Raw genomic sequence first — 24,822 nt, forward strand, 5'->3', positions numbered from 1 at the left:
GAAGCCGTGACCTTTTGAGTCCCAACCGCCTAGCCCAGTCAAATGCGGATCGAACTCCGGGTCTGTCGACACTGTTTCGAGGGCGAACACGAGAACGAACACAAGACGAAGATCACGCGGGATCTCGTTGCCTGTGCGGAGATCATCGAGGAAAACGTTCAACACACCGAACTCGACGATATCCACATCCGGTGGGTTACGGAGGACGAAGATGACGACGGGCGTCCCGAGGCGATTCCCGCGGTCGCTGCAACCATCCAGAACGAGCAGATCATGGTCTCGGATACCCAGCTCATCACGATGGGCGAGAACGGTTACATGATGGTCTACCCGAACCCACAGGACGCGCTGAAGGTGCTGTCAGGGAACATCAACGAGATCAACGGAGTCATAGACAAAAACGTCGTGCCGAAACTCTCGGAGGAGGGCGCCGAAATCCTCACCAACGCGGGGACGGCAGCAGTGGAGCGCGACGAAGACGACGCAGATTACTGATCGGCTGACGGCTCGACTGCGAGCGTGTAGACGCGCTTGCGAGCGTCGTTGAACGAAAAGCGCGAATTGACGACTTCGATCTCTTCCAGTCGGTTCAGGGCGTATCTGACCGTCCGGGCCGGCAACAGCGTCTCCTCGGCGAGTTGGCTCTGGGTGAGTGGACCGTCGTATTCCAGCACCTTCGCCACCAGTTTCGCGCTGGGCGGCAACTCCGCCACTGCATCCCAGCCAGTCGCCGAAACCTCTGCAGATCCTGCTGACTCTGATGTACTCATGTTATCCCTTCGGTGATGCGGGAAAATAATACTTACTACTCCGATGTATTACCACAGAGAATCTACCGGCTAGTATCGCTGGCTCTTCTCCCCGATTTGCACGCCCCAACGGCTGTGATTTCAGCGTTTTCGAGGTGGGGCCTCCGACCTCAAGGAGCGACCGAAGCGTAGCAAAGGGAGTGAGTAGGCCGGAGAGGAAACCGACATGGTACGACACAACCGGCATACTGCGACCGACTGACTCCCGAATATATAAGTACCGTCAAGTACTCTCTGAAGTTATGGACGTGCGTCGAACTGCCGTCGTGAAACTCGACCTTTCCGACGAGCAACGTGATGCACTCCACCGAACTGCCGAGCAATACCTGTATTGCGCGAACCGAACCGCCGACTACTGTTGGTCCGACACCACCTACACTGAGTGCAGAACCAACAAGAGACAGGTTCGTGACGTACTCTACTCCGAACTTCGTGAGGAGACAGACCTACAGGCACAACTCGTCCAAGCCGCCATCAAACGCGCCGTCGAAGCCGTCAAAGCGTGTGTCGAACGGTGGAAGAAAGGGCAGCGTGTCTCTTGCCCGACGTTTACCGCTGAAACGATGGACTACGACGCACGGAGCGCGACCTTCTACCGCAACAAGGTGTCGCTGGCAACCGTCGAGGGGCGGGTAGAACCATCGTTCGTTCTCCCGGCAGACAGCCCGACGCCTTACGAGCGGTACGTTCTCTCCGAGGACTACGAGTTCCGCGAAAGTACGGTTCGATACGACGCGGTGGACGACGAGTTCTACATCCAACTCTCGACGCGGCGGATAGACGGTGACGCAGAGGTTTCGGAAGATACCGGGCACCCCGACCAAACGGTCCTCGGTATCGACCTCGGCGTCAACTCGTTGGCAGTCTCGTCGACCGGTACGTTCTGGCAGGGAGACGACTACGACCACTGGTGCCGTGAGTTTGAGAAGCGGCGTGGTGAGATGCAACAGCGCGGCACACAAGCCGCGCACAACGCCTTGCTTCGCCTCGGGAAGCGCGAAGAAGCGTGGCGGAAACAGTACATCCACACGGTCGCTAACGAACTTGTCGCGGAAGCTGTCGAACACGACTGCGACGTTATTGTGTTCGAGGAGTTGACCGACATTCGAGAGCAGCTTCCGCAGGCGAAGTGGCACCACGTTTGGGCGTTCCGACGCCTCTACGAGTACGTCTCCTACAAAGCACCCGAACAGGGCATCTCCGTGGAGCAAGTCGAACCGAACCACACGTCTCAACGCTGTTCTCGGACGGATTGTGGGTTCACGCACGAGGACAACCGCCACGGAGAACACTTCTGTTGCCAGAAGTGTGGCTACGAGGTGAACGCGGATTACAACGGTGCAAAGAATATCGGGCTACGGTACGCCCGAAAGCGGACACACAGACTCCGTTCCTCGCCCAAGTCGGGGAGCGGAGACGCAGAAGTAGACCTGCGTGTGAATGGTGGGACGTTGAACGGCGAGAGTCACCGGCCTATTGCTGGTGACTGATTGCCGGGAGTCCACATCAAAGCCCCACCCTCAAGGACCGAGGCGCGTATGCGCCGAGGGAGTAGGTTGGGGTAGTTTACATATTGGGGTTGACCCGAAGCCTCTTATTACTGAGCCCCCTATTAAATAGTAATGACTGACAAGGTGGACGACGTCGATATGCCGTTCGACGACGACGCGTCCAAACAGGAGAAAATCGAATCGCTACAGGAGCGCCTCGAAGTCCTCGAATCCCAGAACGAGGAGATGCGTGACAAACTGCTGGACGCCAACGCCGAGAACAACAAATACCAGCAGAAACTGGAGCGACTGACTCACGAGAACAAGAAGCTCAAACAGTCGCCGCTTTTCGTCGCGACCGTGCAGGAACTGACCGACGAGGGCGTCATCATCAAACAGCACGGCAACAATCAGGAAGCGCTGACCGAGGTAACCGAGGAGATGCGCGAAGATCTGGAACCGGACTCCCGCGTCGCGGTCAACAACTCCCTGTCTATCGTCAAATCGCTCGACGACGAGACCGACGTGCGCGCTCGCGTGATGCAGGTCGACGAGAGCCCCGACGTGACCTACCAGGACATCGGTGGCATCAGTGCACAGATCGACGAGGTCCGCGAGACCGTCGAGATGCCGCTGAAAAACCCCGGCATGTTCGACGACGTGGGGATCGACCCGCCGTCGGGTGTGCTGCTGCACGGCCCGCCGGGTACCGGGAAGACGATGCTCGCCAAAGCGGTCGCCAACCAGACCGACGCCACGTTCATCAAGATGGCCGGCTCGGAACTGGTCCACAAGTTCATCGGTGAGGGCGCGAAGCTCGTTCGCGATCTGTTCGAGCTCGCCCGCCAGCACCAGCCCGCAGTGATCTTCATCGACGAGATCGACGCAATCGCCGCCAAGCGGACGGACTCGAAAACGTCCGGTGACGCCGAGGTCCAGCGGACGATGATGCAACTGCTCAGCGAGATGGACGGCTTCGAGGACCGCGGTGACATCCGCATCATCGCCGCGACCAACCGCTTCGATATGCTCGACCGCGCGATTCTCCGCCCCGGCCGGTTCGACCGCCTCATCGAAGTGCCGAAGCCGGACGCCGCGGGCCGCGAGCAGATCTTCCAGATCCACACTCGCTCGATGAATATCGCCGACGACGTGGATTACGCCGAACTTGCCGAGATTGCTGTCGAGGCTTCCGGTGCGGACGTGAAAGCCATCTGTACCGAGGCCGGGATGTTTGCCATCCGCGACGACCGGACAGAAATTCGTATGAAGGACTTCCAGGAGGCCTACGACAAGATCGAGGCCGAAGAAGAGGAAGCAGACGACGTGTCTCGGACGTTCGCCTAATCCGGATTCTCATTTTCGCGGTTTGTGCTCGCTTAGCGATAGCCACGGACCGATGCAGACAAGCCGCTGGGGAGTGCACTCTTCTGACAAATGGTTCGCAACTCCGAGTGGGGCCAGGAGGATCCGACGGCGACAGACGCCGAGTGCTTCGGTGATATCATCGAATCGACGACGCCCGCGGATGCGGGGGAGTACGACGTTGTACTCCTCGGGGAGCCGTACGACGGCGGTACTACAGGACGAGCGGGCGCGCGAGCGGCCCCCGCGGCAATCCGCGACGCCCTCGACGGTGTCGAGACACACCACCTCGACGCCGGGCCGGTCGACTCGGTCGGTGATCTCGGGACGGTTGCGATTCCCGCCAGTGCCTCCGTCTCGACTGCACGGGAACGGGTTCGTGCGACTGTCGACGAACTCCACGACGCCGATACCGTCCCGATAATCCTCGGTGGCAGCGGCTCGCTGACCTACGCCAACGTCGCTGGGTTGCTCGAAGCGACCGCCGTGACGGATGGTAGCGGTGAGCAGATCGAAGATCTGCGATCCTCGTCGGAGCCTCACTCCGATGGCGGGTACGTCACTGACGGCGGATTCGGCGAAGACGAGGAATCCGTCGGCGATGTCGAGCACTTCGATCCGACTGGCGATGAGGAGACCACCGAGGACGAGAGCGAGGACTCTGCAGACTCCGAGGTAGCCGACGGTGAGGAAACGGACGAGACTGAGAAAACGGACGACTCCGAGGTGGACGAAGCCGAAGCGGACGGTGACGAAGCGGAGTCAGCAGCGGACGACGAGAGCACGGAAGATGCCGAACCGGGGTCGGAAACCGACGACGAGGAGCCTGAAGAAGACGAGACGGCGGAAGACACCGACATGGAAGAGGACGACGAGCCAGAGGACGAGGGGGAAGAAGTGGCCGAGGACGAGGATAACGAGCAGGAGGCTGACGAGACAGTAGAAGAGTCCAACGAGGCGATGGAGACACCCGAGGACGAAGAGATGACCGAACCGAGCGACGAAGAGGCCGCCACCGACGACGCCGAGGCAGAGTCGGCGGTCGACGACACGGCCTTCGCGATGCCTGACAGCGAGGCTGAGACGGAAGTGATCGAGGAGAGTACAGCCAGCCCCGACACGGATGCGGACACAGCCACGAGCGCAACGAACAGCGTCGGTGTCATCAGCCTCGACGCACGGCTCGACTGTCGGCCAGTCGATGGTGGGCCGACGAACCGCAACGGCTACCGCCAGTTGTTCGAGACCGGAGTGGACGCGCTTGCTGTTCTCGGCGCTCGCCACTTCGAGAGCTCGACGACCGAAGCCGAGTATCTCCGCGACCGCAACGGGATGGTCGTCACCGCAGAAGAGGTCGGCGACGATCCGGTTGAAGCGGCCGACCGCGCGCTCGGCGCGATGGAGGAGGTCGAGCAGATCTACGTCAGCATCGACCTCTCGGTGCTCGATTCGGCGACTGCGCCGGCTGTCTCCGATCCTGCGCCGGGCGGGCTGAGCACCCGCGAACTCTTCCGCGTCGTCCGACTGCTGGCCAGCGACGACCGCATTGCCGGCTTCGAACTCGTCGAGGCTGTCCCCGCGCTGGATCGAGACGGCCGGACCGTCGACGCCGCTGCCCGCACAGTCGCCCACGCAGTCGCGACGGTCGGCGAGTAACTCAGAACAGTCCTAGCCCGCTGGCGACGAGCCGAACGCCGATCACGGTCAACAAGACGAGCACACCGATTTTCCGCGCTCGCTCGCTGATCACACTTCGTAGCCGTCTCCCCACTGCGACACCGAGGACTGCCGGCACGGCTGCGGCGACTGAGAATCCGGCCGTCGTGAGGTCGGGATACAGTCCGAGCGCTCCAGCCGCGATGACCCGGACTCCGTTGAGCCCGAGAAAGACCATCGCCACGACGCCGACAAAGAGTCCGTGTGAGAGGTCACAGCTCCGTAGATAGGCGACTAGCTGCACGCCCACGTTCGTGCCGCCGAACAGGAGCCCGGAGACGCCGCCGACGCCGACCATCGCGGGCTTGCTCTCGACGAAACAGCCCGCTTTCGCCCGTGCCAGCCCGGGAATCTCTACGATCGACTGCAGACTGAGGACGAAGGCGAGGGTAATCACGCCGAGCCCGACCCGAAGCGGGGCCGTTGGGAGGCGGTCGAGCACGACCATGCCGAGGACGGTTCCGAGGAGTGCAGCGACGAGCAGCGGCGTGAACCGTCGGCCACAGGTCCGGAGGTCGTCGGCCGATAGCTCGCCGATCAGCGAGAGGTTCACCGCCAGAATCGGGACGATGACGAAGACGACGGCGACAGCAGGTTCGATCACGATTGCGAGCACCATCGTTCCGACGAGTGCGAAGCCGAAGCCTGCGAGCCCGTTGATCGCTCCGGCAACGAGAAAGAGGGCGACGATCAGACCCAGAAACGTCGGGGTGAGCGGAATCGACACGGGCTAGATTGCGGTGGGCGATGACTTAACACTGGGTTGGTGGTGTGGGCTGTACGCACACCGGCTCACTCCAGTAGCGTCTCGACGGCCTCGCGAACCTCTTGCTCGACAGCCTGCTGTGGCTGACTCGCGTCGACGCGGACGAATCGCTCGGGTTCGTCCGCGATCAACCGCTCGTAGTTCTCTCGGACGATTTCGAGATACTGTTCGGTCTCGAACTTGTTGGTCGCGCCGCTGCGCTCGGCCGCCGTCGCAGGATCGACGTCCAGATAGATCGTCGCGTCGGGCGCGCGGGTCCACGGCTCGTGCAACTGCTGGACGTAGGCGACACTGTCCTCGAAGCGGTCGGCGAGGGTGGCCCCCTGGTAGGCAAATCGGGAGTCAGAATACCGATCAGAGATGACGGTCCCGCCCGCTGTGAGTGTCGGTTCGACTGTTCGGCTCAGATGGGCCGCGTGGTCGGCGATATACAGAAACAGTTCCGCCAGCGGATCGGCAGTGTCGTCGTGGATCGACTGCTGGACGGCGTCGCCGTACCACGACTCGGTCGGCTCTCGCGTGAACGTCGCCTCGGGAACGGCATCCCGAAGCGTCTCCATACAGGTCGTCTTGCCGCTCCCGTCGAGTCCTTCGAGCGTGATGAGCATACGTAGGCGTTGCGCCGGGGGGCCGTAAACGTTCAGACCTCGGTTAGATCGAGCCGTTCATCGCGTCGAACAACCGCTCTTTCAACTCCTCGCGGGTCAGTCCCTCACCGGGAGCCAGCCCTTCCATGTGATCGAGCGGAATCTGCCCGCCGCCCATCCGGGCGTGGCCGCCGGCCTCGGCCATCGGCACCGACTGGACGGCCGTCTCCAGTACCTTCCCCATGTGGACCCGGTCGTCGGTCGACCGTCCCGAAAGCTGGATCGCGTCGTCGTTGTCCCCGAGGACGACCACCGCGTTGATCCCTTCGAGTCGCCGAAGTTCGTCCGCGGCCTGTGGGATCGCATCCGCGTTCGAGACGGTTCCCACATCGCTGACCGCAAAGGCTCCCTCGACGTGCCGGTCGGTGATCGCCCGGGCTTTCACCTCCAGTGACTCTACGTCGACCTCGGGATTCGCGATTCGGTCGAGTTTGTCTTCGTCGATCCCCCGGTAGAGAAAGCTCGCAGCCTCGAACTCCGCAGCCGAACAGCCACTCGTGAGGTGTTTCGTATCCGACTGGATTCCGTGGACCAGCGCTGTCGCGACTCGCGGCGAGACTTTGTCTGGCCGTTGCTCGCCGTTGTCGTCGTCGGGGTGGACCGGCTCCCTGCCGAGTTGTTGAAAGTACTCGGCGAAAATCGTGGCGCAGGCACCGTGATCGGTCCGAATATCAGAAAATTCCTCGCCCGTTCCGCCGCCGGGATGGTGATCGACGACCGCGATGGGATCGATCTCTGCGGCTCCCTCGAATCCCCGGGCCTCGTTGTGGTCGACGAGAACGACATCCGGTTCGTCGATCTCTCCAGCGGTCTCGATGCGCTCGAACTCCACGTCCAGCACCGTCTCGAAGGCGCGGTTCTCGTGGTGGCGGATCTGTCCCGGATAGTACACCGTCGCGTCGGTTTCGACACCGTTGGCAATCGCCCGCACCCCGAGCGCAGCAGACATCGCGTCGGGATCTGGGTTCGGATGCATCAACACGGCCACTTCCTCGACAGAGCCTACCAACCGCGCGAAGCGTTTGCCCGGCGGAGCGATGATCTGGCTGTAGACGAGGTAACCGAGGACGAGCACGAGGGCAACGACGCCCCCAATCCCTAGCACGACTGGGTCATTTATGACTGCTGATGGCAGGGACCCACCGACCGCATCAGCAACCAGCATACGCCTACTGGGTTTGTCCGGCTACTAAGTATTGTTGTTTTATTTCTGCTTAATTGATATATACCGCGTGACGGCGGTTGGTTGCGAGATACTTACGTTTCAGATTTCCGGAACTGATCGATTCGCTCACGATACCCCTCTCTGAACGTCGGATAGGTTAATTCGTAGCCGAATTCCCGGAGTTTTTGGTTGCTGCAGCGTTTGCTGGTCTGGATTCGCCGCCGTGCTGCTTCGGAGAGTCCTTCCTCGTCGAGCCGTTCTTCCGTCGTTCGTTTCGAGGGGGATTCGACGCCGCACTCCTCGGCTAGCCAGTCGGCGAACTCCCACTTTTGGATGGGTTCGTCGTCGACGATCAACACGACCTCGTCCCGGGCGAGATCCTCCGCGATGAGGTACTGGATCGCCCCGGCGATATCGTCGCGGTGGATCATGTTCAGAAAGCCCTCGGTGACCGGCCCCTCGATGTATCGGTCGAGTCGGTACCGATCCGGGCCGTAGATGCCCGCCAGCCGGGCGACCGTGCCGTCGATTCCGTGCTCGGCCGTCGCTTCGCGTGCAACCCGCTCGGCCTCGACGAGCACCTCCGTCTTGTCGGTCGTCGGCTCCAGCGGCGTCTCCTCGTCGACCCAGTCGCCGTCGTGGTCGCCGTAGACACCGGTACTGGAGGTGTAGAGATACCGCTCGGGCGGATTTTCGCGGTCGGCGAACTCCGCGATGGCCGCCTGCTGGCCCTCGACGTAGATCTCGCGGGCGGCATCGGCTCCCCGACCGCCGGAACTCGCGGCGTAGACGACGGTGTCGGCGTCGGGAAGTGTCGAGAGTGCGTCTGGGTCCGTGATGTCTGCCTGAATCCCGCGGAATCCGGCGGCTTCGATCTCCTCGATTCCCGAGTGCGAGCGACGGACGCCGACGACTCGCTCGCCGGCCTCGCTGAGTCGTCTCCCGAGTTCGATGCCGACGTAGCCACAGCCGAGGATGAGGACAGTCATCACTTTTCACGCTCGATGTAGTTGTGGATGATGGCGTACTCTGCGAGGCTGATCGGATACCGGCCCTCGACTTTCTGCTGGATCTCCTTCGGCTCGAGTTCGTCGTTGATCCCCGCGGCGATGGCCTCGACATCGAGTACGGCAATCGACATCCCCATCAGCAGGATATCCCGGGCGTCGGCCTCGATTGCGTCGGCGTCGGGGTACTGGTCGTCGGTTCCGAGAATCGCCGATGCGTCTTCGAGTGTTAGTTCGGGGCTGTCGCCAGCGACGAGCGCCCGAACCGTCTCCTCGTCGACGCCGGACTGGTCGGCGACTGCTGATTCGCCGACCGTTTCGACAGTTTCGACGATGGCATCCTCGTACTCCGAGCGCAACTCTCCCGGCGATAGGTCGCCGGCCGCCTCGAAACGTCCTCTGAGCATATCCGCAGTTGGCGGGCCGCGTATAAGTCAGTGTTCAACGTGGTGGGTGGTCTCCGGTGTCCTTACATTCGGCGGCGGCAACCGTACAGCCATGACCGATGCCGAGACCCTCGCCGACCGACTCGACAGCGGCGAACTCCGACTGTACGAACTCGACGACCACGCCGACGCCGAGACGGCCGCCGAGGCCCGACGACTGTACATCCAGCGCGAAACTGGTGTCGACCTGACCGCAGTTGGGGAGTATACCTTCGACGCCGACACGGCCGAGCCGAACATCGAGAACATGATCGGCGGCGCACAACTGCCGATGGGCGTCGCCGGCCCGGTCCCAATCGACGGGTCCGGCGCCGACGGGGAGTATTTCCTGCCGCTGGCGACGACCGAAGGGGCACTCGTCGCGAGCGTCAACCGCGGGCTCTCCGCGATTCGCTCCTCGGGCGGCGCGACCGCACGCGTGACTGACTCGGGGATGACCCGCGCCCCCGTCTTTCAGGTCGAGGGCGTCGCCGAGGCCGAGACGGTCGTCGAGTGGGTCGACGACAACACCAAACAGCTTCGGGAGGCTGCGGAATCGACGACCAGCCACGGTGAACTGCTGGAGATCGATTCTTACGTCGTCGGTGACAACGTCTTCCTGCGGTTCATCTACGACACGAAAGACGCGATGGGGATGAACATGGCCACCATCGCGACCCGCGAGGCCAGCGACCTCGTCGAATCGGAGACGCCGGCCCGACTCGTCGCGCTCTCCGGAAATCTCTGCTCGGACAAGAAACCCGCGGCGATCAACGCCATCGAGGGCCGCGGTCGCTCTGTCACTGCTGACGCCGTCATCGACCGCGAACTCGTCGAAAACCGACTCAACACCACGCCGGAGGCGATGGCCGAGGGCAACACTCGGAAGAACCTGATCGGATCGGCTAAGGCCGCCAGTCTCGGGTTCAACGCTCACGCCGCCAACACCGTCGCCGCGGCCTTCCTCGCGACGGGACAGGACGCCGCACAGGTCGTCGAAGGCGCGAACGCCATCACGACGATGGAGGCCCGCGAAGAGGGCCTGTATGCCAGCATCTCCTTCGCCTCGCTGGAAGTCGGCACCGTCGGCGGTGGGACCGGCCTCGACACACAGAGCGAGGCGCTGGATCTGCTCGGGCTGAGCGGCGGCGGCGACCCCGCCGGTGCGAACGCCGACGGACTCGCGGAAGTGATCGCTGTCGGCGCCCTCGCCGGCGAACTCTCACTCGTCGCGGCCTTCTGCTCCCGGCACCTCTCCAGCGCGCACGAAGAACTCGGCCGCTGAGCTACACCGACTGACTCTTTCCTGCGACCACGTCGACGCCGGGACAGTAGTACCGAACCGGTTCGCTGTCCGGGTGTTCGAAGCCGTTGGCAGTGAACAGGGTGTTCTCCTCCACGTCGGCCTCGGCCGGGTAGACTGTCCAGGGTTCGTGTTCGACGGGAGTATACTGGAGGTGGCCGCCGGGTGCTTCGGTGTACAGGCGGTAGCGTTCGAGCAGGAACTGCGAGAGCGGATCATCGGGCGCCTCGAAGGAGTCGCCGGCCGCGCCGTAGGTGGCCTCGTACTCCGCTGGCCGAGCGCCCGGATGGCGGCGCGTGCTTCGGAAGTATATTCCGTCGTCACTCGTTTCCATCGCAATTCGAGCGTAGTAATACGGTAACGACTGGGTCACACGCGCTCCGACGACCCCGGACAGTCCCTCCGCGTCGAGACTGAAAAAGTACACACCCGGCACGCCGTCGTGGGTCACGTACGTCCGGAGGTTGAGTTCCGGCAGCGGGACGCCGGCCCACTCCGGCAACCCTTTCGGCCGAACGTTGATGTTGGTGAAGGGCACGACGGAGAGATACGCCGATCCTTCGAAGGTATCGACATCGAGCCCTGTGGGGAGGTGGGCCTGCACGGTTTCCGGATCGACCGGATAGTTCTCGAAAAGCAACTGACGCCAACCCATTTCGAGCGAGACGACCATAGCTGAGGTTGGGGCTCACCGGTAAAAACCTCGGCGGCGATTCCAACGACGGATCCGGTGTCTCGTGCTGCCCTCGCGGGCATTAGCGAGCCAAGCGACACCAGTATTATTTCTCGGCCGCTCCAGATACGGGCATGGACACTGCGTACCGATTCGAGTACAACCCCGGGATCATCAGACAGGGGCGCAACTGCGTGGCATCGCTGAGCGACGAACTTGCCGGCCTCGACTGCGAGCGAGCGATGGTCGTCTGCGGCCAGACTGTCGGCTCGACAGATGCCGTCATGGATCCGATCACAGACGGCCTCGGTGATCGACTGGCTGGCGTCTTCGACGAAACAACCCCGAAGAAACGACTCGACACGGTCTTCGACGGCGCACGACGAGTCGACGAACTCGACGTCGACGCGCTCGTCGCAGTCGGCGGCGGGAGCAGCCTCGACGTGGCCAAGGGGATCAGTGCCGTCGCTCCGGCGGAAGCGGACGAAGACACGATCGCCGAGCAGTTCGCGGCTGGCGGACTCCTCCCAGTCCCCGACGACGACCCGCTTCCGGTCGTCGCGATTCCGACGACGCTCGCGGGAGCCGATCTCTCGATTCTCGGCGGCATCACGGCGAGTCCGTCTTCGGGACTGGTCGAGAAGCCAGTCGGCGGCGGGATCATGGACCCACGACTCATGCCCGACGTGCTCTGTTACGATCCCGCGCTGCTGGAGACGACACCCCGAGAGATTCTCCAGGCATCGGCGATGAACGGCTTCGACAAGGGAATCGAGTCTCTCTATGCTGCCAACGCGACGCCAGTGACAGACGCCGCGGCTGTTCGCGGACTCTCGCTTTTGTGGGATGCCTTGCCGACGCTGTCGGACGAACGCGAGTCGTGGGCGAGTTCGGATATTCTGGAGGGGATCGTGCTCGTCCAGTACGGCATCTCACAGCCCAGTGGGACGACCCTCTCGCTGATCCACGCCTTCGGCCACGGCCTAACGGCCCACAGCGACGTGCAGCAGGGCGCAGCACACGCGATGGTTGCGCCCGCGGCACTCGATTACCTCTTCGAGCACGCCGACGGCCGCCGGGAACTGCTCGCTCGCGCGTTCGATATCGACACCGACGAATACAGCCGCGAGGAAGTCGCGGCGGCCATCATCGAAGAGGTCGAGAGTGTGCGGGACGCACTCGGACTCCCGGCACAACTCCGGGACGTTGAGGATCTGGCGCGCGAGGATCTCGACGCCGTCGCCGAGACGACGATGAACGATTCGCTGATGGGCAACTGTCCGCCGGATCTCGACCCGACCGTCGACGAACTCCGCGGCGTCCTCGATTCGGCGTGGTAACATGGCGGGCCATAGCTACGTCTGCTCGGTCTGCGGCCAGCGCTACGAACCGGCGGTGGACCGGTGGCGGTGTGACTGCGGTGAACCGCTGGAATTCGCCGACGAACCGACTCCCGACGGTGATTCTCCGCCAGCACTGGACCGGGACCGCGGACTCTGGGCCTTCGAGGAGTTGCTCGCTGTCGATCGACAGGTTACGCTCGGTGAGGGGTGGACGCCGCTGATCGACGGCCTCGACCGCGATGTCGCGTACAAACTCGAATGGCTCTTTCCGACGGGGAGTTTCAAAGACCGCGGCGCGACGGCGACGATTTCCCACGCGCTCGAACTCGGCGTCGACCGCGTCGTCGAGGACTCCTCGGGCAACGCGGGCGCAGCCATCGCCACCTACGCCGCCCGCGCCGGCCTCGACGCCGAGATTTTCGTCCCTGCGGATGCCAAGCCCGGAAAACTCCGCGCAATCGAGCGCACCGGCGCGACGGTCCGAAAAATCGAGGGCGACCGGGCCGCCGTCACCGAGGCCTGCATCGATGCCGTCGAGGGCGACGAGACCTCGGCGTGGTACGCCAGCCACGCGTGGAACCCGGCCTTCTTCGAGGGCACCGCGACGATGGCCTACGAAATCGCCGCGCAGCGGGACTGGACTGCGCCGGATGCTGTCGTCACACCGCTGGGTCACGGGACGCTCTTTCTCGGGGCCTACCGGGGATTCCGGCGGCTGGTCGACGCGGGTTGGATCGACGAGATACCGCGGCTGTACGGCGTGCAGGCCGCCGGCGTCGCGCCCATCGTCGCAGAGCGCCATGGCGAGGCGGCCGCGGCGGGGTCGAACGACCTCGCCGACGGCATCCAGATCACTGCGCCGGCACAACAGCGAGCGATCCACGAGGCTATCGAGGACAGCCGCGGTGACGCGCTGGTAATCGATGCAGAGACGACAGAGGCGGAGTACGACCGCCTGCACAGACGGGGCCTGTACACCGAACCGACCTGTGCGGTCGCGCCGGCGGCGATGGACGACCTCCGCGAGCGGGGCGCCATCAGCGACGACGAGGACGTGGTCGTTGCACTGACCGGCAGCGGGCTGAAAACCTGAGGGTCAGTCCGTGAGCATAGCGAGCGCCTCAGTTGCGCTGTCGGTCGCGGCGTAGCCGCGCTCGCCGGCGACAGTCGTCTCTTCGATCAGACCGGCGGCTTGCAGTTCGGCGAGCAGGCCGTGGAGATCACTCTCACAGAAATCGTACGCCGAAAGCAACTGCCGGACGCCCATCGGACCCTCTGAGTCCAGTTCGAGTAGCACCGCCAGCGCACGGTCGTCGTGGACGGCGCTCAGAAGGGTCCGGACCGCCTCGGGAACGGGCGTGAGAATTGCATCGAGGGTCGACGTGTCTTCGAGTCCATCGAGTTCGTCGTTCGGGATGTGCTCACGCTCACCGGTTTCGATGTTGCGGACGAGACTCGACTCGCTGGATTGTTTGAGCAGCAGATACCGCGTCCCGGAGTCGTCTTCGACGGGGCGGCGGCTCACGAGTCGTCACCTGTCGGGTACTCCGTCGCATCCTCTTCGGACTGGACAGAATCGAACTCCTCGGAGTCGATGCGAGCCTTGCTCTTGCGGTACTGGTAGGCACCGTAGGAGATGAGCACAGCACCGAAGGCGAGAAACTGCACGCCCAGCGATTGATCGTTGCCGAGGGTGAGAAAGAGCGCGCCGAGGGTGAGACTGATCAGCGCGAACTTGACGACGAGGACGAGTTTCCAGAACAGTTGGCGCAGTTCCGGATCGACATCGCTGTAATCGACATCTGTCAGATCATCGGGCTCGGGTGCTTCGGGGACCGACTGCGACGTGTCGAACGTGCCCTCTTCGTACCGAGCAGCGGGGTTCGTCTGATCGAACTGCTGCTCACCGTACTCCGTCTCCGGCTCGTCGGGCTCGAAGACATCGTCCGGGTCACCGTCAAACGAATCGCTCACGGCGGCCCCTAGTGAGTCGAGCGCAAAATCCGTTCGGATTATCGCATCTCCGCGAGTTCGACCGCACCGTCAGACTGGAGCCACGCCAGCGGCTGCTCGGTGTCGTACAACACCACGCCCTCCGCCGTCTCGTAGGCTCCGGTCGCGTCGAGGGTTCCGTCCGCGGACTCCGTGGTCTCGGTCGCCGATGCCCCCGCAACTGAATCGGTTTGCTCACTCATGCTTCATACGGTGGCATGGTACAGTATCACAAATACTTTCGGGCCGTGACAAATGATGGCAGGCAGGTCGATCAGGACCGGATCAGTCTCACCAGCAGGTCGGCGACGAGCAGGTACAGCGGTCGCAGGAAGTAATTTACCATGCCGACCAGCCCGACAATCCCGCCGAGTGCCTGCAGTTCCGCTGCGGGGCCGCCGAGACTGACGAGCACGACGGGGGTGGTTCCGGCCGCGGCGAGCCAGCTATCTCGGGCGTACCAGCCGAGGTCGTAGCCGACGACCGACGGGAGGGTGCGGAGGCGGTCGCGGACTGTCCAGAGTCCACCAGCGAGCACGGCGAGACCAGCGACGAGCGGAATCGTCGCGCCGAGACCGACGAGACCGGGGCCGATGAGCAGGAAACTCGCCGCGAGCAAGATGTAAGTCACGCGCTGCGATCGGTGACGCCAGGCGTCCATATAGAGCCAGTCGGTGGCCGGGCCCTAATCGCTGTCGGAGCGAGCTACGTCCCCGCAGCAGCGGCTCTCCAACTGTAGGACAGGCTATATACTTCTCTCGGACACAGGCCATATTGTGAACACCAAACGCGTCACTGCGGATTTTCGCTCGCTGGTCGACGTTGTACAGACCCGTCAGCTTACGTTTCTCGCCGCCGCAATCGCCTACTACGCCTTTCTCTCGATCGTTCCCCTGCTCATCGTCGGTGTGACTGTCGCCAGCACACTGGCTGGCGAGACAATCGCAACGGAACTGCTCGAATCCCTCGACGAGTTTCTCACGCCGTCGACGGCGGGTCTCATCGAGGAGACGCTGGTCGGCGGCGAGGGACGCGGCGGCGTCACTGTCGCCGGGCTTGCGGTTCTCCTATGGGGCGCGTTGCGGGTCTTCCGCGGGCTCGACATCGCCTTCTCGCGGATCTACGGCGCGAAGATGCCGAAGGGACTCCTCTCCCAGGTCAGGGACGCGCTGCTGGTGTTACTCGGTATCGTCCTCGCAATCGCCGGAACGGTCGCGCTGAGCGCTATCCTCTCGCTCATCGATCTCCCCTTCGCGGGGATGACCGGGACGCTCGGACTGCTTGTCGTCCTGACGGCTGTCTTCTTCCCGATGTACTACATCTTTCCTGGGCAGGATATCGCGGTCCGAGAGGCACTGCCGGGGGCCGTCGTCGCGAGTCTCGGCTGGACGCTGCTCGGAGCCGGATTCGGTCTCTACGCTGCCAATGCTGGCTCGTTGCAGTTGTACGGCGTCCTCGGCGGTGTGCTGCTTTTGCTCATCTGGTTTTACTTCGGCGGGCTGATCATCCTGCTCGGCGCGGCCGTCAACGTCGTCCGGTCAGATCACGACGAAGACCGGCAACTACAACAGGGGGCGCTACGAGAGAACATGCAACGGAGTATGACTGAGGCTGACGGCCCGACTGACGGGGACACCCCTCGTGACGACGCTGACACCGACAGGGAAACGGAGCGAACAGCCACACCGCCGGCTGGCGATCCTCCCGAAGACGACCCCGGCGGCGACGGGCCAGCAAGTGGTCCCGACGGCGGTGACGACTCGGACGACGGCCCGACCGGCCGTCAGGACCCGGACGTGAGCGCACGCGTCACGCAAGAGGATATCGACGAACTCCGCCGCGAACTCGACGAGATGGAAGACCGCCTCGAAACCCGCACTGTCCACCGCGACGAACTCGAAGCGGATCTGAAACAGTACGTCCGCAAGCGCGCACGACGCGGCCACGCCACCGGCTGGGGTCCCTACCTCGTCTTGCTGTACGGCACCGTCATGACACTCGGCGCGTTCTACTTCCTGAGCAGCGGCTTCGCGGTGCTCGCCATGCTGATTATCTGGCTTTCGACACTCGGGCTGTACGCGCTGATGCTCATCGTCGGCGTCACGGTCAAGGGTGCGACGCTGCCGGGCCGCCTCCTCGATACCATCAGAAACCTCCGGTGAAACTGCCGGCGTCAGTGCTGTCGTTCGCTGATTTCCTCAGCGACGCGCTCGCCAGGGCGGCGCAGTTCGCCCGACTCGACCTCGTAGACGTATCCGGTGATCGCCACAGAGTCCGGAATCAGGTCGGACTGGCGGAGATGCTCGACCTGTGCGGCGCAGGCTTCGTCGATGTCGTCGGTCATCTTGACCCACTCCATCACGTCCGCGTCGCCGATGTTTAGTTCGGGCAGTGACGGGTCCAGATCGGTATCCTCTAGTCCCCCAGCCTGCTCTTCGAGACCGTCACGGACTGCATTATCGGGTGCGCTCATCATCCCGCAGTCGGTGTGGTTGATGACGATGATCTCCTCGGTGTCGAAGAAGTTCGTCGTCAGCGCCGCCGAGCGGATCACGTCGTCGGTGACTTTCCCCCCTGCGTTGCGGAAAATCTGTGCATCGCCGAGTTCCAGACCGAGTGCCTCCTCGACCGGGATGCGCTCGTCCATGCAGGCGACGACGAGCAGGTTCTCGTTGGTCGGGATCCCCTCGCGCCGGCGGCGTGCCCAGTGTTCCCGCTCGGTGACCGATTCGTCCACGTGTTCGTGTACGTGCTCTGAGTCAGACATCGGATACATATTGGCTGCTAGGTGCCTGATAGTTGTGCTACCCACCGAGATTACCGGGATCTACGACAGGCGGAACGCCGGAGCGGTCGGCCCCGTCGAGAGCCGTGTCAACATCTGTCTATCCTGCCCGTTCTCGGAAGATATTAGTACGTTCCTCCAAGAGACACACCTACATGACGCGGACCCACAGCACGGATCGACCGTCGGTCGAAAGCCGTGGGTCCGTACAGCCTCTCATTCTTCGGCGACGACGGCCGGGCCGTTAGGCCCGCATAATCACACTTCATCTCCGGCTGAATCGCCTTCCAACAACCGCCCACTGTCGGGCGGGGCGGATATCTCGCACCCGACACAACCACCATGTCAGAACAAGGATCCGAACGCGTCGCGCTCGCCTTCTCCGGCGGGCTCGACACCACAGTCTGTGTACCGCTGCTCGAAGAAGAATACGGCTACGACGAAGTCGTCGGCGTTACCGTCGATGTCGGCCAGCCTGCAAAGGAGTTCGACGAGGCCGAGGAGACCGCCGCGGCACTCGACCTCGAACACTACGTCGTCGACGCCAAAGAGGAGTTCGCCGACCTCTGTATGCGCTCGGTCAAGGCCAACGCCACCTATCAGGGCTACCCGCTCGGCACTGCGCTGGCCCGACCGGTTATCGCCGAGGCGATTCTGGAAGTTGCTCAAGAGAACGACTGCACCGCACTTGCCCACGGCTGTACCGGCAAGGGGAACGATCAGCTCCGGTTCGAGGCCGTCTGGCGTGACTCCGACATGGAGGTCATCGCGCCGGTCCGCGAACTCGGTCTGACCCGCGAGTGGGAAAACGAGTACGCCGAAGAGCGCGGTCTGCCCGTCGAAGGCGGCTCCGAAGGCCGATACAGCATCGACACGAACCTCTGGAGTCGCTCGGTCGAGGGCTCGGAACTCGAAGACCCGGCGACGATTCCAGAAGACGACATCTACGACTGGACGCAGAATCCGAGCGGCAAAGACGCCGAACTCGTCGAACTGGAGTTCGAGGACGGTGAACCCGTTGCACTCGACGGCGAGGCAATCGACCCAGTCGAACTCATCGAGACGCTCAACGAACAGGCTGGATCCCACGGCGTCGGCCGTACGGACATGATGGAAGACCGGATGCTCGGACTCAAAGTTCGCGAGAACTACGAGCACCCAGCGGCCACCGTACTACTCACTGCCCACGAGGCGCTCGAACAACTCGTTCTCACCCAGGAGGAGCGCCAGTTCAAACAGCAGATCGACCAGCAGTGGTCACAGAAGGGCTATCAGGGACTCGTCGACGCCCCGCTCGTCGGTGCCCTCGAAGGATTTATCGACACAACACAGGAGCGCGTCACCGGCACGGTGACCGTGAAACTGGAGGGTGGACATTGCCGACCGGTCGCCCGCGAGAGCGAGTACGCGGTGTACAGCGAGAGCGCCGCCTCGTTCAACGAGGAGGATGTGACCGGCGGCATCACCCAGGAAGACGCCACCGGCGTCGCGAAGTACCACGGCTTCCAGTCCCGCCTCGCGAACCGTGCGATGGAGCGCGCACGCAAAAAGGACGAGTAAACAGATGACAGACTCCGAGGGCCACGACGGCGCGGGCGAATCCGGCGACGAGGGCGTCGTCCGCCGAGAGCGATTCAGCGGTGGACCGGCCCGAGAGTTTCTCTCCTCGCTGTCGGCCGACGAGCGGATCTTCGCGGCCGATCTTGCGGTCGACCGCGCTCACGTCGTGATGCTCGCAGAGCAGGGAATCGTCGGCGACGAGACTGCCGGCGAAATCTTGCGCGCACTCGACGAAATCGAGGACGCAGGCCACAGTAGTCTGCCCGACGGCGAAGATGTTCACGAGGCCATCGAGACGGCTGTCATCGACCGCGTCGGGCCGGAAGGTGGTCGGATGCACACCGCCCGCTCCCGCAACGACGAGGTGGCGACCTGCATCCGCTGCCGCCTGCGCGAGGATGCCCTCGATCTGATCGAGACGGTGGTCGAGGCTCGTGAGCAAATGCTCGAAGTGGCCGCCGCTCACGACGAGACGGTGATGCCGGGCTACACGCACCTCCAGCCAGCCCAGCCGACGACCGTCGGCCACTGGCTGTGTTCCTACGAGAGTGCGCTGGCCCGAGATACCGCTCGACTACTCGATACCTACGAACGAATTAACCAGTCGCCGCTCGGCGGGGCCGCGTTCGCGGGAACGCCGTTCGACATCGACCGCGAGCGCACCGCCGACCTGCTGGGATTCAACGGACTCGTCGAGAACGCGATGGATGGCGCGTCGGCGCGGGATTTCCTCGTCGAGACGACCGCGGCGGTGACCGGACTTGCGACGACGCTGTCCGGACTCGCAGAGGACATGGTCACCTTCGCCAACCGCGGCCATGTCGAGATAGCCGACGAGTACGCCTCGACATCGAGCATCATGCCCCAGAAAAAGAACCCAGACACGCTGGAACTCGTTCGTGGTCGGACCGGTGACACGACGGCGGGGCTGAATGGTCTACTGACGACGCTGAAGGGACTGCCCCGCGCCTACAACCGCGACCTGCAGCGTGCCGGTTCCCACGCGTGGGACGCCATCGACTCGGTGACCGCCTCGACAGAAGTTGCCGTCGGGGCCGTCGTCACCGCAGAGTGGCCCGAGGAGGAACTCGCCGAGGCGGCGGGTGACGGATTCTCGACTGCCACTGGCGTCGCCGACCGACTGGCCCAAGCCGGACTCCCGTTCCGTACTGCCCACGAAGTCGTCGCTCGTGCCGGCGAAACCGCCGATCCGGGCATCGATGCCATCGAAGATGCGGTCGAAGCCGAACTCGGCCAGTCGCTGGACGACGTGGCGGACCGAGAAGCAATCGAGGCCGCACTCGATCCCGTCGAGAGCGTGCGGATGCGTGACTCCCGCGGTGGCCCCGCGCCGGAGACACTGTGTGCTCACCTCGACCGCGCCCGCGACAACCTCGACGAGGATCAGTCGGCTTTGGCCGACCGCCGGGACTCGCTGGCGGCGGCGGAGAGTACACTCGACTCGGAGGTGGACACGTATGTCTGAGCCGCCCCGGCCCCTCTGGGCCGAATTACCTAAAATCTGATATAGTGTTGCGGAATTGGGGCAAAATATCGTTCTAAGACCGTTAGGGCCGCCTATACAAGTAATTCTAATATGATATATTCGACGGGTTTAAGTAATCTCGTTCGTTATACGCGAGTACGATGACAGACGACACAGTGACCGCAGAGGATCCGATCACAGGAGAGGAAATCGATGTACCGGCAGACGTCGAGATCGGCGAGATCATCGACAGCCCAGTGACGGGCGCGGAACTGGAAGTAATCGCGGTCGATCCGGTCGAACTCGAGGAAGCGCCGGAACTGGAAGAAGACTGGGGTGAGTGACGTGACCAGCACTGGCGGTCACCTCGGCCGCCAAACGGCACGGAGAAAGTCATGAAAGTCGGAATCTGTTACTCACGGATCCGTCGCGACGAGAAACTCTTGCTCTCGGAGCTACGGGACCGTGGCCACGAGATCGCAAAGATCGACGTTCGCAAACAGACCTTCAGCCTCTCGGAACCGCCGGAGGCCTTCGCCGACGTGGACGTGCTCGTCGACCGCTGTCTGGCGACGAGTCGGAGTCTCTACACCACGCGGTTCGCCGAGGCCTACGGCATTCCGATCGTTAACAGCGCCGAGACGGCCGCTGTCTGTGCGAACAAAGTCAAAAACAGCCTCGCGCTCGAACAGGCTGGTGTGCCGACGCCCGCGACGGACGTGGCCTTCACCAAGGAATCGGCGATGGATATCGTCGAGAAGTTCGGCTATCCCTGCGTGCTCAAGCCGGTCATCGGCTCGTGGGGTCGACTGATGGCGAAAATCGACTCCGAATCAGCGGCAGAGGCCATCTTCGAGCACAAGGAGACGCTGGGCCACTACGAACACAAGGTCTTCTACATTCAGGAGTTCGTCGACAAGCCCGGCCAGGACATCCGCGTCGTTGCCCTCGACGGCGAACCGGTCGGCGCGATGGTCCGCAAGTCCGACCACTGGCTGACCAACGCCGCCAAAGGGGCCGAAACCGAGGAGTTCGAGTTGGATGACGAGGCCCGCGAACTCGTCGCCGAGGCCAGCGCGGCCGTCGGCGGCGGTCTGCTTGGCGTCGATCTGATGGAAACCGGTGACGGTTACACCGTCCACGAAGTCAACCACAACGTCGAATTCAAGGCCCTGAACGAGGCCGCCGACGTGGACGTGCCGGCGGCGGTCGTCGACTGGCTGGAATCCGACGTGGTGGAGGTGGACGCATGAGCTACACCGCGAGCGTCGTCGGCGGCAGCGGCTTTACTGGTGGAGAACTGCTCCGCCTGCTCGCCGGCCACCCCGAATTCGAGGTGGTGCAGGCCACGAGCCGCTCGAAGACGAACAAGACCGTCGGCCATTCACACCCGAATCTCCGGAATCTGGACCTCCGCTTTTCCAATCCCGAGGATCTGGAGTCGGTCGACGTGCTCTTCGCGGCGACGCCACACGGCGTCTCGATGGAGTCTATCGACCGTTTCCAGGACGCGGCCGATACGGTCGTGGACCTGTCGGCGGACTTCCGGCTCTCCTCGGAATCGCAGTACGACGAGTGGTACGACGGCCACGAACGGCCGGAACTGCTCGAAGAGTCGACCTACGCACTACCCGAACTCAACCGCGAGCAGTTGTCCGGCGCGGATCTGATCGCCGCCGGTGGCTGTAACGCGACGGCGACAATTGTCGGCCTGCTCCCGCTGGTCGAGGAGGGCATCCTCACCGGCGACGACCAGGTCGTCATCGACGTGAAGGTCGGATCGAGTGAGGGTGGTGCCGGCGGTGGCGAAGCGTCCTCCCATCCCGAGCGCTCGGGCGTCGTGCGTCCGTACGCGCCGACGGGCCACCGCCACGAGGCCGAAATCGAGGAGTTCCTCGGGCTGGACGTGTCCTTCACGGTACACGCGGTCGACATGATCCGCGGCGCCGCTGCGACTTGCCATCTGTTCCCCGGCGAGCCAGTCTCGAAAAGCGACCTCTGGAAAGCGTATCGGGGCCAGTACGCCGACGAGCCGTTCGTCGATGTCGTCGCCGGCGGTGGCGGCGTCTACCGCTATCCCGAACCGAAATCCGTCGCGGGCTCGAACCGCGCGGAGGTCGGCTTCGAACTCGATGCCTCGAACAAGCGCATCGTCGCCTTCTCGGCCATTGACAACATGATGAAAGGCTCGGCCGGACAGGCGGTCCACGCGGCCAACATCGCCTTGGGCCTCGACGAGACGACCGGACTCGAACTCACCGGATTCCATCCGGTTGGTGCGCCATGACGAGGTGGTTCGCGTGACGGTAGTAGTGAAAATCGGTGGCGCTCGTGCGGTCGACCCGGCGGGCGCGCTGGCGGACATCGCGACCCTCGCAGAAGCCGAAGACGTCGTCGTCACCCACGGCGGATCGACAGCCGTCGACGACACGCTCGAACGACTGGGTATCGAGCCGGAGTACGTCGAAACTCCTTCGGGCGTGGTCGGCCGGTTCACCGACGAGGAGACGATGGAGGTCTTCGAGATGGTGCTGCCCGGACTGCTGAACACCGAGATGGTCGCCTCGCTGCAGGGCGAGGGCGTCGATGCCGTCGGCCTCTCCGGTGTCGATGGGAAGTTGCTGCACGGCCCGCGCAAATCCGCGGTGCGAGTCATGGAAGACGGCAAACGGAAGATCCGCCGCGGCGATCACTCCGGGACGATCAAGGAGGTCAACACCGACCTGCTGGAGACGCTGCTCGATGCCGGACACACGCCCGTCGTGAGTCCGCCAATGGCCGGCGCTGACGAAGACGAGGACGGGAACTCGATCATCACTGCGGTCAATACAGACGCCGATCGGACCGCGGCGACACTCGCCGGCGAACTCGGTGCGCGCCTCGTCCTGCTGACAGACGTGCCGGGTATCCTCGAAGATCCGGACGACGAGTCGACGTTGATCGAGTCTGTCGAGACGCCTACAGAGTTCGACGACTTGGAGGCGGCCGCGGAGGGATTCATGGGCCGGAAAGTGATGGCCATCGAGGAAGCCCTCGACGGGGGCGCGAGTGCGGCAATTGTCGCCGACGCGAACGCGGCCCAGCCGATTACGAGCGCGCTCGACGGTGCGGGAACACACGTCACCGCGGGCGCAGTCGAGACGGAGGAGCAATCATGAGTGGATTCATCTTTTCGGAGAAACCGATCGAACTTGTCGAGGGTGACGGCGCCTACGTCACCGACAGCAACGGCACCGAGTATCTGGATATGGGCGCGAGCTACGCTTGCGTGCCACTTGGCCACGGCCACGAGGCGGTTCAGGAGGCCGTCCGAGACCAGCTCGACCGGCTGACCTACGTCCAGGCCTCTTACCCCGTCGAGATCCGGACGAAACTGTACGAACTACTCGCCGAGACGGCTCCGAAGACCGTCGACAAGGTCTGGCTCTGTAACTCCGGGACTGAGGCCAACGAAGCAGCACTGAAATTCGCCCGCTCGGCGACCGGGAACTCGAAGATTATCGCCACCAAACGCGGGTTCCACGGCCGGACGATGGGCGCGCTGGCGACGACCTGGAAAGACAAGTACAAGAAACCCTACGAACCGCTGATGGGCGACGTAGAGTTCGTCCCCTACGACGACGCCGAGGCGATGGCCGACGCTATCGACGACGACACGGCCGCAGTTATTGTCGAACCGGTTCAGGGCGAGGGCGGAATCAACCCCGCTCGGAAGGAGTTCCTCCAGCGGACTCGCGTCGAGACAGCCACCAGCGGTGCGGCGCTGATCTTCGACGAGGTCCAGACCGGAATGGGTCGAACCGGGACCCTGTGGGCCTCCGAGTGGGCCGACGTGGTGCCGGATATGATCACCAGTGCGAAGGGACTGGGCAACGGCCTGCCCGTCGGTGCGACGCTGTGTCGGGACTGGATCGCCGAGGATTACGGCTCGCACGCCTCGACGTTCAGCGGCGGCCCAGTCATCTCGGCGGCGGCCCACGCCACCGTCTCGACTATCGTCGACGAAGCGGTTCCCAGCCACGCCGCCGAAATCGGCGAGTACCTCCGCGAAGAACTGCGGGCCGAACTCGGCGACGACGTGCGCGATATCCGCGGCGAGGGGCTGATGATCGGAATCGAGGTCAAACGCGGAGCCAACCGTATCCTGCGTGACCTCGCTATCGACCAGCAGTTGCTCGCGCTGCCCGCGGGTCGGACGGTCGTTCGACTGCTGCCGCCGCTGACAATCACCGAAGCGGAAGCCGACGAGGCCGTCGAGGCACTCGGCGAGGTGATCGGATGAGGGGTGAG

General features: G+C 63.5%; 27 protein-coding genes. 15 read left to right on the forward strand and 12 right to left on the reverse strand.

Annotated elements, in window-relative coordinates; all coding sequences use genetic code 11:
- Positions 1 to 42 precede the first annotated feature (42 nt).
- Positions 43 to 495 carry a hypothetical protein gene (locus V8P86_RS07350; protein ID WP_336326601.1) on the forward strand — a complete coding sequence of 151 codons (453 nt, stop codon included), beginning with the start codon at positions 43 to 45 and terminating at the stop codon, positions 493 to 495.
- Here the strand turns inward: V8P86_RS07350 and V8P86_RS07355 are convergent.
- Complete coding sequence (locus V8P86_RS07355; RefSeq protein WP_336326602.1) at positions 489 to 770, reverse strand: helix-turn-helix domain-containing protein; 282 nt, start codon at positions 768 to 770, stop codon at positions 489 to 491. The two genes, V8P86_RS07350 and V8P86_RS07355, sit on opposite strands and share 7 nt — an antisense overlap.
- Positions 771 to 1,051: 281 nt before the next feature.
- Between V8P86_RS07355 and V8P86_RS07360 the strand changes: the two genes are divergently transcribed.
- The 3 genes from V8P86_RS07360 (at position 1,052) to V8P86_RS07370 (ending at position 5,320) form a co-directional block, all read left to right on the forward strand.
- Positions 1,052 to 2,299, forward strand: a complete 1,248-nt coding sequence (locus V8P86_RS07360; RefSeq protein ID WP_336326603.1) for an RNA-guided endonuclease InsQ/TnpB family protein — start codon at positions 1,052 to 1,054, stop codon at positions 2,297 to 2,299.
- A 132-nt stretch (positions 2,300 to 2,431) separates the two neighbouring features.
- Complete coding sequence (gene pan1 / locus V8P86_RS07365; protein WP_336326604.1) at positions 2,432 to 3,646, forward strand: proteasome-activating nucleotidase Pan1; 1,215 nt, start codon at positions 2,432 to 2,434, stop codon at positions 3,644 to 3,646.
- A 90-nt stretch (positions 3,647 to 3,736) separates the two neighbouring features.
- Positions 3,737 to 5,320: an arginase family protein gene (locus V8P86_RS07370; protein ID WP_336326605.1), complete on the forward strand. Its 1,584-nt coding sequence runs from the start codon at positions 3,737 to 3,739 to the stop codon at positions 5,318 to 5,320.
- A 1-nt stretch (position 5,321) separates the two neighbouring features.
- Here V8P86_RS07370 and V8P86_RS07375 read toward each other — a convergent pair whose 3' ends face one another.
- The 5 genes from V8P86_RS07375 to V8P86_RS07395 form a co-directional block, all read right to left on the reverse strand.
- The gene (locus tag V8P86_RS07375; protein ID WP_336326606.1) at positions 5,322 to 6,107 is read right to left on the reverse strand and encodes a sulfite exporter TauE/SafE family protein; all 786 of its coding nucleotides are present in this window, start codon (positions 6,105 to 6,107) and stop codon (positions 5,322 to 5,324) included.
- Between the two features lie 65 nt (positions 6,108 to 6,172).
- Positions 6,173 to 6,754, reverse strand: coding sequence for a dTMP kinase (tmk, locus tag V8P86_RS07380; protein ID WP_336326607.1), 582 nt, complete (start codon positions 6,752 to 6,754; stop codon positions 6,173 to 6,175).
- A 43-nt stretch (positions 6,755 to 6,797) separates the two neighbouring features.
- On the reverse strand, positions 6,798 to 7,958 hold the full coding sequence (locus V8P86_RS07385) for a DHH family phosphoesterase (protein WP_336326608.1): 1,161 nt from the start codon (positions 7,956 to 7,958) through the stop codon (positions 6,798 to 6,800).
- A 92-nt stretch (positions 7,959 to 8,050) separates the two neighbouring features.
- Positions 8,051 to 8,947: an SDR family oxidoreductase gene (locus tag V8P86_RS07390; protein ID WP_336326609.1), complete on the reverse strand. Its 897-nt coding sequence runs from the start codon at positions 8,945 to 8,947 to the stop codon at positions 8,051 to 8,053.
- A complete protein-coding gene (locus V8P86_RS07395; RefSeq protein WP_336326610.1) occupies positions 8,947 to 9,372 on the reverse strand; it encodes a DUF5791 family protein in 426 nt (141 codons plus the stop codon). Before V8P86_RS07395 ends, V8P86_RS07390 begins: the two co-directional genes overlap by 1 nt.
- Positions 9,373 to 9,463: 91 nt before the next feature.
- Here V8P86_RS07395 and hmgA point away from each other — a divergent pair, with 91 nt between their 5' ends.
- Positions 9,464 to 10,675 carry a hydroxymethylglutaryl-CoA reductase (NADPH) gene (gene hmgA / locus V8P86_RS07400; protein ID WP_336326611.1) on the forward strand — a complete coding sequence of 404 codons (1,212 nt, stop codon included), beginning with the start codon at positions 9,464 to 9,466 and terminating at the stop codon, positions 10,673 to 10,675.
- Between the two features lies 1 nt (position 10,676).
- On the opposite strand, the gene V8P86_RS07405 is transcribed toward hmgA, so the two are convergent.
- Positions 10,677 to 11,366, reverse strand: a complete 690-nt coding sequence (locus V8P86_RS07405) for a YqjF family protein (protein WP_336326612.1) — start codon at positions 11,364 to 11,366, stop codon at positions 10,677 to 10,679.
- 134 nt (positions 11,367 to 11,500) lie between these two features.
- Here V8P86_RS07405 and V8P86_RS07410 point away from each other — a divergent pair, with 134 nt between their 5' ends.
- Together V8P86_RS07410 and V8P86_RS07415 are read left to right on the forward strand one after the other, a co-directional pair.
- Positions 11,501 to 12,706 carry an iron-containing alcohol dehydrogenase family protein gene (locus V8P86_RS07410; protein ID WP_336326613.1) on the forward strand — a complete coding sequence of 402 codons (1,206 nt, stop codon included), beginning with the start codon at positions 11,501 to 11,503 and terminating at the stop codon, positions 12,704 to 12,706.
- 1 nt (position 12,707) lies between these two features.
- Positions 12,708 to 13,802, forward strand: coding sequence for a pyridoxal-phosphate dependent enzyme (locus V8P86_RS07415; protein ID WP_336326614.1), 1,095 nt, complete (start codon positions 12,708 to 12,710; stop codon positions 13,800 to 13,802).
- Between the two features lie 3 nt (positions 13,803 to 13,805).
- Here V8P86_RS07415 and V8P86_RS07420 read toward each other — a convergent pair whose 3' ends face one another.
- The 4 genes from V8P86_RS07420 to V8P86_RS07435 form a co-directional block, all read right to left on the reverse strand.
- Complete coding sequence (locus tag V8P86_RS07420; protein ID WP_336326615.1) at positions 13,806 to 14,234, reverse strand: DUF7346 family protein; 429 nt, start codon at positions 14,232 to 14,234, stop codon at positions 13,806 to 13,808.
- Positions 14,231 to 14,683, reverse strand: a complete 453-nt coding sequence (locus V8P86_RS07425; RefSeq protein WP_336326616.1) for a DUF7322 domain-containing protein — start codon at positions 14,681 to 14,683, stop codon at positions 14,231 to 14,233. The genes V8P86_RS07420 and V8P86_RS07425 overlap by 4 nt, the downstream gene beginning before the upstream one ends.
- Before the next feature lie 38 nt (positions 14,684 to 14,721).
- Positions 14,722 to 14,904, reverse strand: coding sequence for a DUF7331 family protein (locus V8P86_RS07430; protein WP_336326617.1), 183 nt, complete (start codon positions 14,902 to 14,904; stop codon positions 14,722 to 14,724).
- Between the two features lie 71 nt (positions 14,905 to 14,975).
- A complete protein-coding gene (locus V8P86_RS07435) occupies positions 14,976 to 15,362 on the reverse strand; it encodes a hypothetical protein (protein ID WP_336326618.1) in 387 nt (128 codons plus the stop codon).
- A 115-nt stretch (positions 15,363 to 15,477) separates the two neighbouring features.
- Between V8P86_RS07435 and V8P86_RS07440 the strand changes: the two genes are divergently transcribed.
- Complete coding sequence (locus V8P86_RS07440; RefSeq protein ID WP_336326619.1) at positions 15,478 to 16,863, forward strand: YihY/virulence factor BrkB family protein; 1,386 nt, start codon at positions 15,478 to 15,480, stop codon at positions 16,861 to 16,863.
- 11 nt (positions 16,864 to 16,874) lie between these two features.
- Here V8P86_RS07440 and V8P86_RS07445 read toward each other — a convergent pair whose 3' ends face one another.
- Positions 16,875 to 17,468, reverse strand: a complete 594-nt coding sequence (locus tag V8P86_RS07445) for a beta-class carbonic anhydrase (protein WP_336326620.1) — start codon at positions 17,466 to 17,468, stop codon at positions 16,875 to 16,877.
- 360 nt (positions 17,469 to 17,828) lie between these two features.
- On the opposite strand from V8P86_RS07445, the gene V8P86_RS07450 reads away from it, so the two are divergent.
- From V8P86_RS07450 to V8P86_RS07480, 7 genes are all read left to right on the forward strand, one after another.
- Positions 17,829 to 19,046 (forward strand): argininosuccinate synthase, encoded by a 1,218-nt coding sequence (locus V8P86_RS07450; RefSeq protein ID WP_336326621.1) that lies wholly within the window; start codon positions 17,829 to 17,831, stop codon positions 19,044 to 19,046.
- A gap of 4 nt (positions 19,047 to 19,050) precedes the next feature.
- The gene (gene argH / locus V8P86_RS07455; RefSeq protein WP_336326622.1) at positions 19,051 to 20,532 is read left to right on the forward strand and encodes an argininosuccinate lyase; all 1,482 of its coding nucleotides are present in this window, start codon (positions 19,051 to 19,053) and stop codon (positions 20,530 to 20,532) included.
- Positions 20,533 to 20,693: 161 nt separating this feature from the next.
- Entirely contained in the window at positions 20,694 to 20,876 is a 183-nt protein-coding gene (gene lysW / locus V8P86_RS07460) for a lysine biosynthesis protein LysW (RefSeq protein ID WP_336326623.1), read from the forward strand.
- Between the two features lie 51 nt (positions 20,877 to 20,927).
- On the forward strand, positions 20,928 to 21,785 hold the full coding sequence (gene lysX / locus V8P86_RS07465; RefSeq protein ID WP_336326624.1) for a lysine biosynthesis protein LysX: 858 nt from the start codon (positions 20,928 to 20,930) through the stop codon (positions 21,783 to 21,785).
- Entirely contained in the window at positions 21,782 to 22,819 is a 1,038-nt protein-coding gene (gene argC / locus V8P86_RS07470; protein ID WP_336326625.1) for an N-acetyl-gamma-glutamyl-phosphate reductase, read from the forward strand. The genes lysX and argC overlap by 4 nt, the downstream gene beginning before the upstream one ends.
- Positions 22,820 to 22,832: 13 nt before the next feature.
- Positions 22,833 to 23,690, forward strand: a complete 858-nt coding sequence (locus V8P86_RS07475) for an acetylglutamate/acetylaminoadipate kinase (protein ID WP_336326626.1) — start codon at positions 22,833 to 22,835, stop codon at positions 23,688 to 23,690.
- Positions 23,687 to 24,814 (forward strand): aspartate aminotransferase family protein, encoded by a 1,128-nt coding sequence (locus V8P86_RS07480; RefSeq protein ID WP_336326627.1) that lies wholly within the window; start codon positions 23,687 to 23,689, stop codon positions 24,812 to 24,814. The genes V8P86_RS07475 and V8P86_RS07480 overlap by 4 nt, the downstream gene beginning before the upstream one ends.
- The last annotated feature ends 8 nt before the right edge of the window (positions 24,815 to 24,822 follow it).

Source organism: Halovenus anhuiensis (assembly GCF_037080055.1).
Taxonomy (GTDB): domain Archaea; phylum Halobacteriota; class Halobacteria; order Halobacteriales; family Haloarculaceae; genus Halovenus.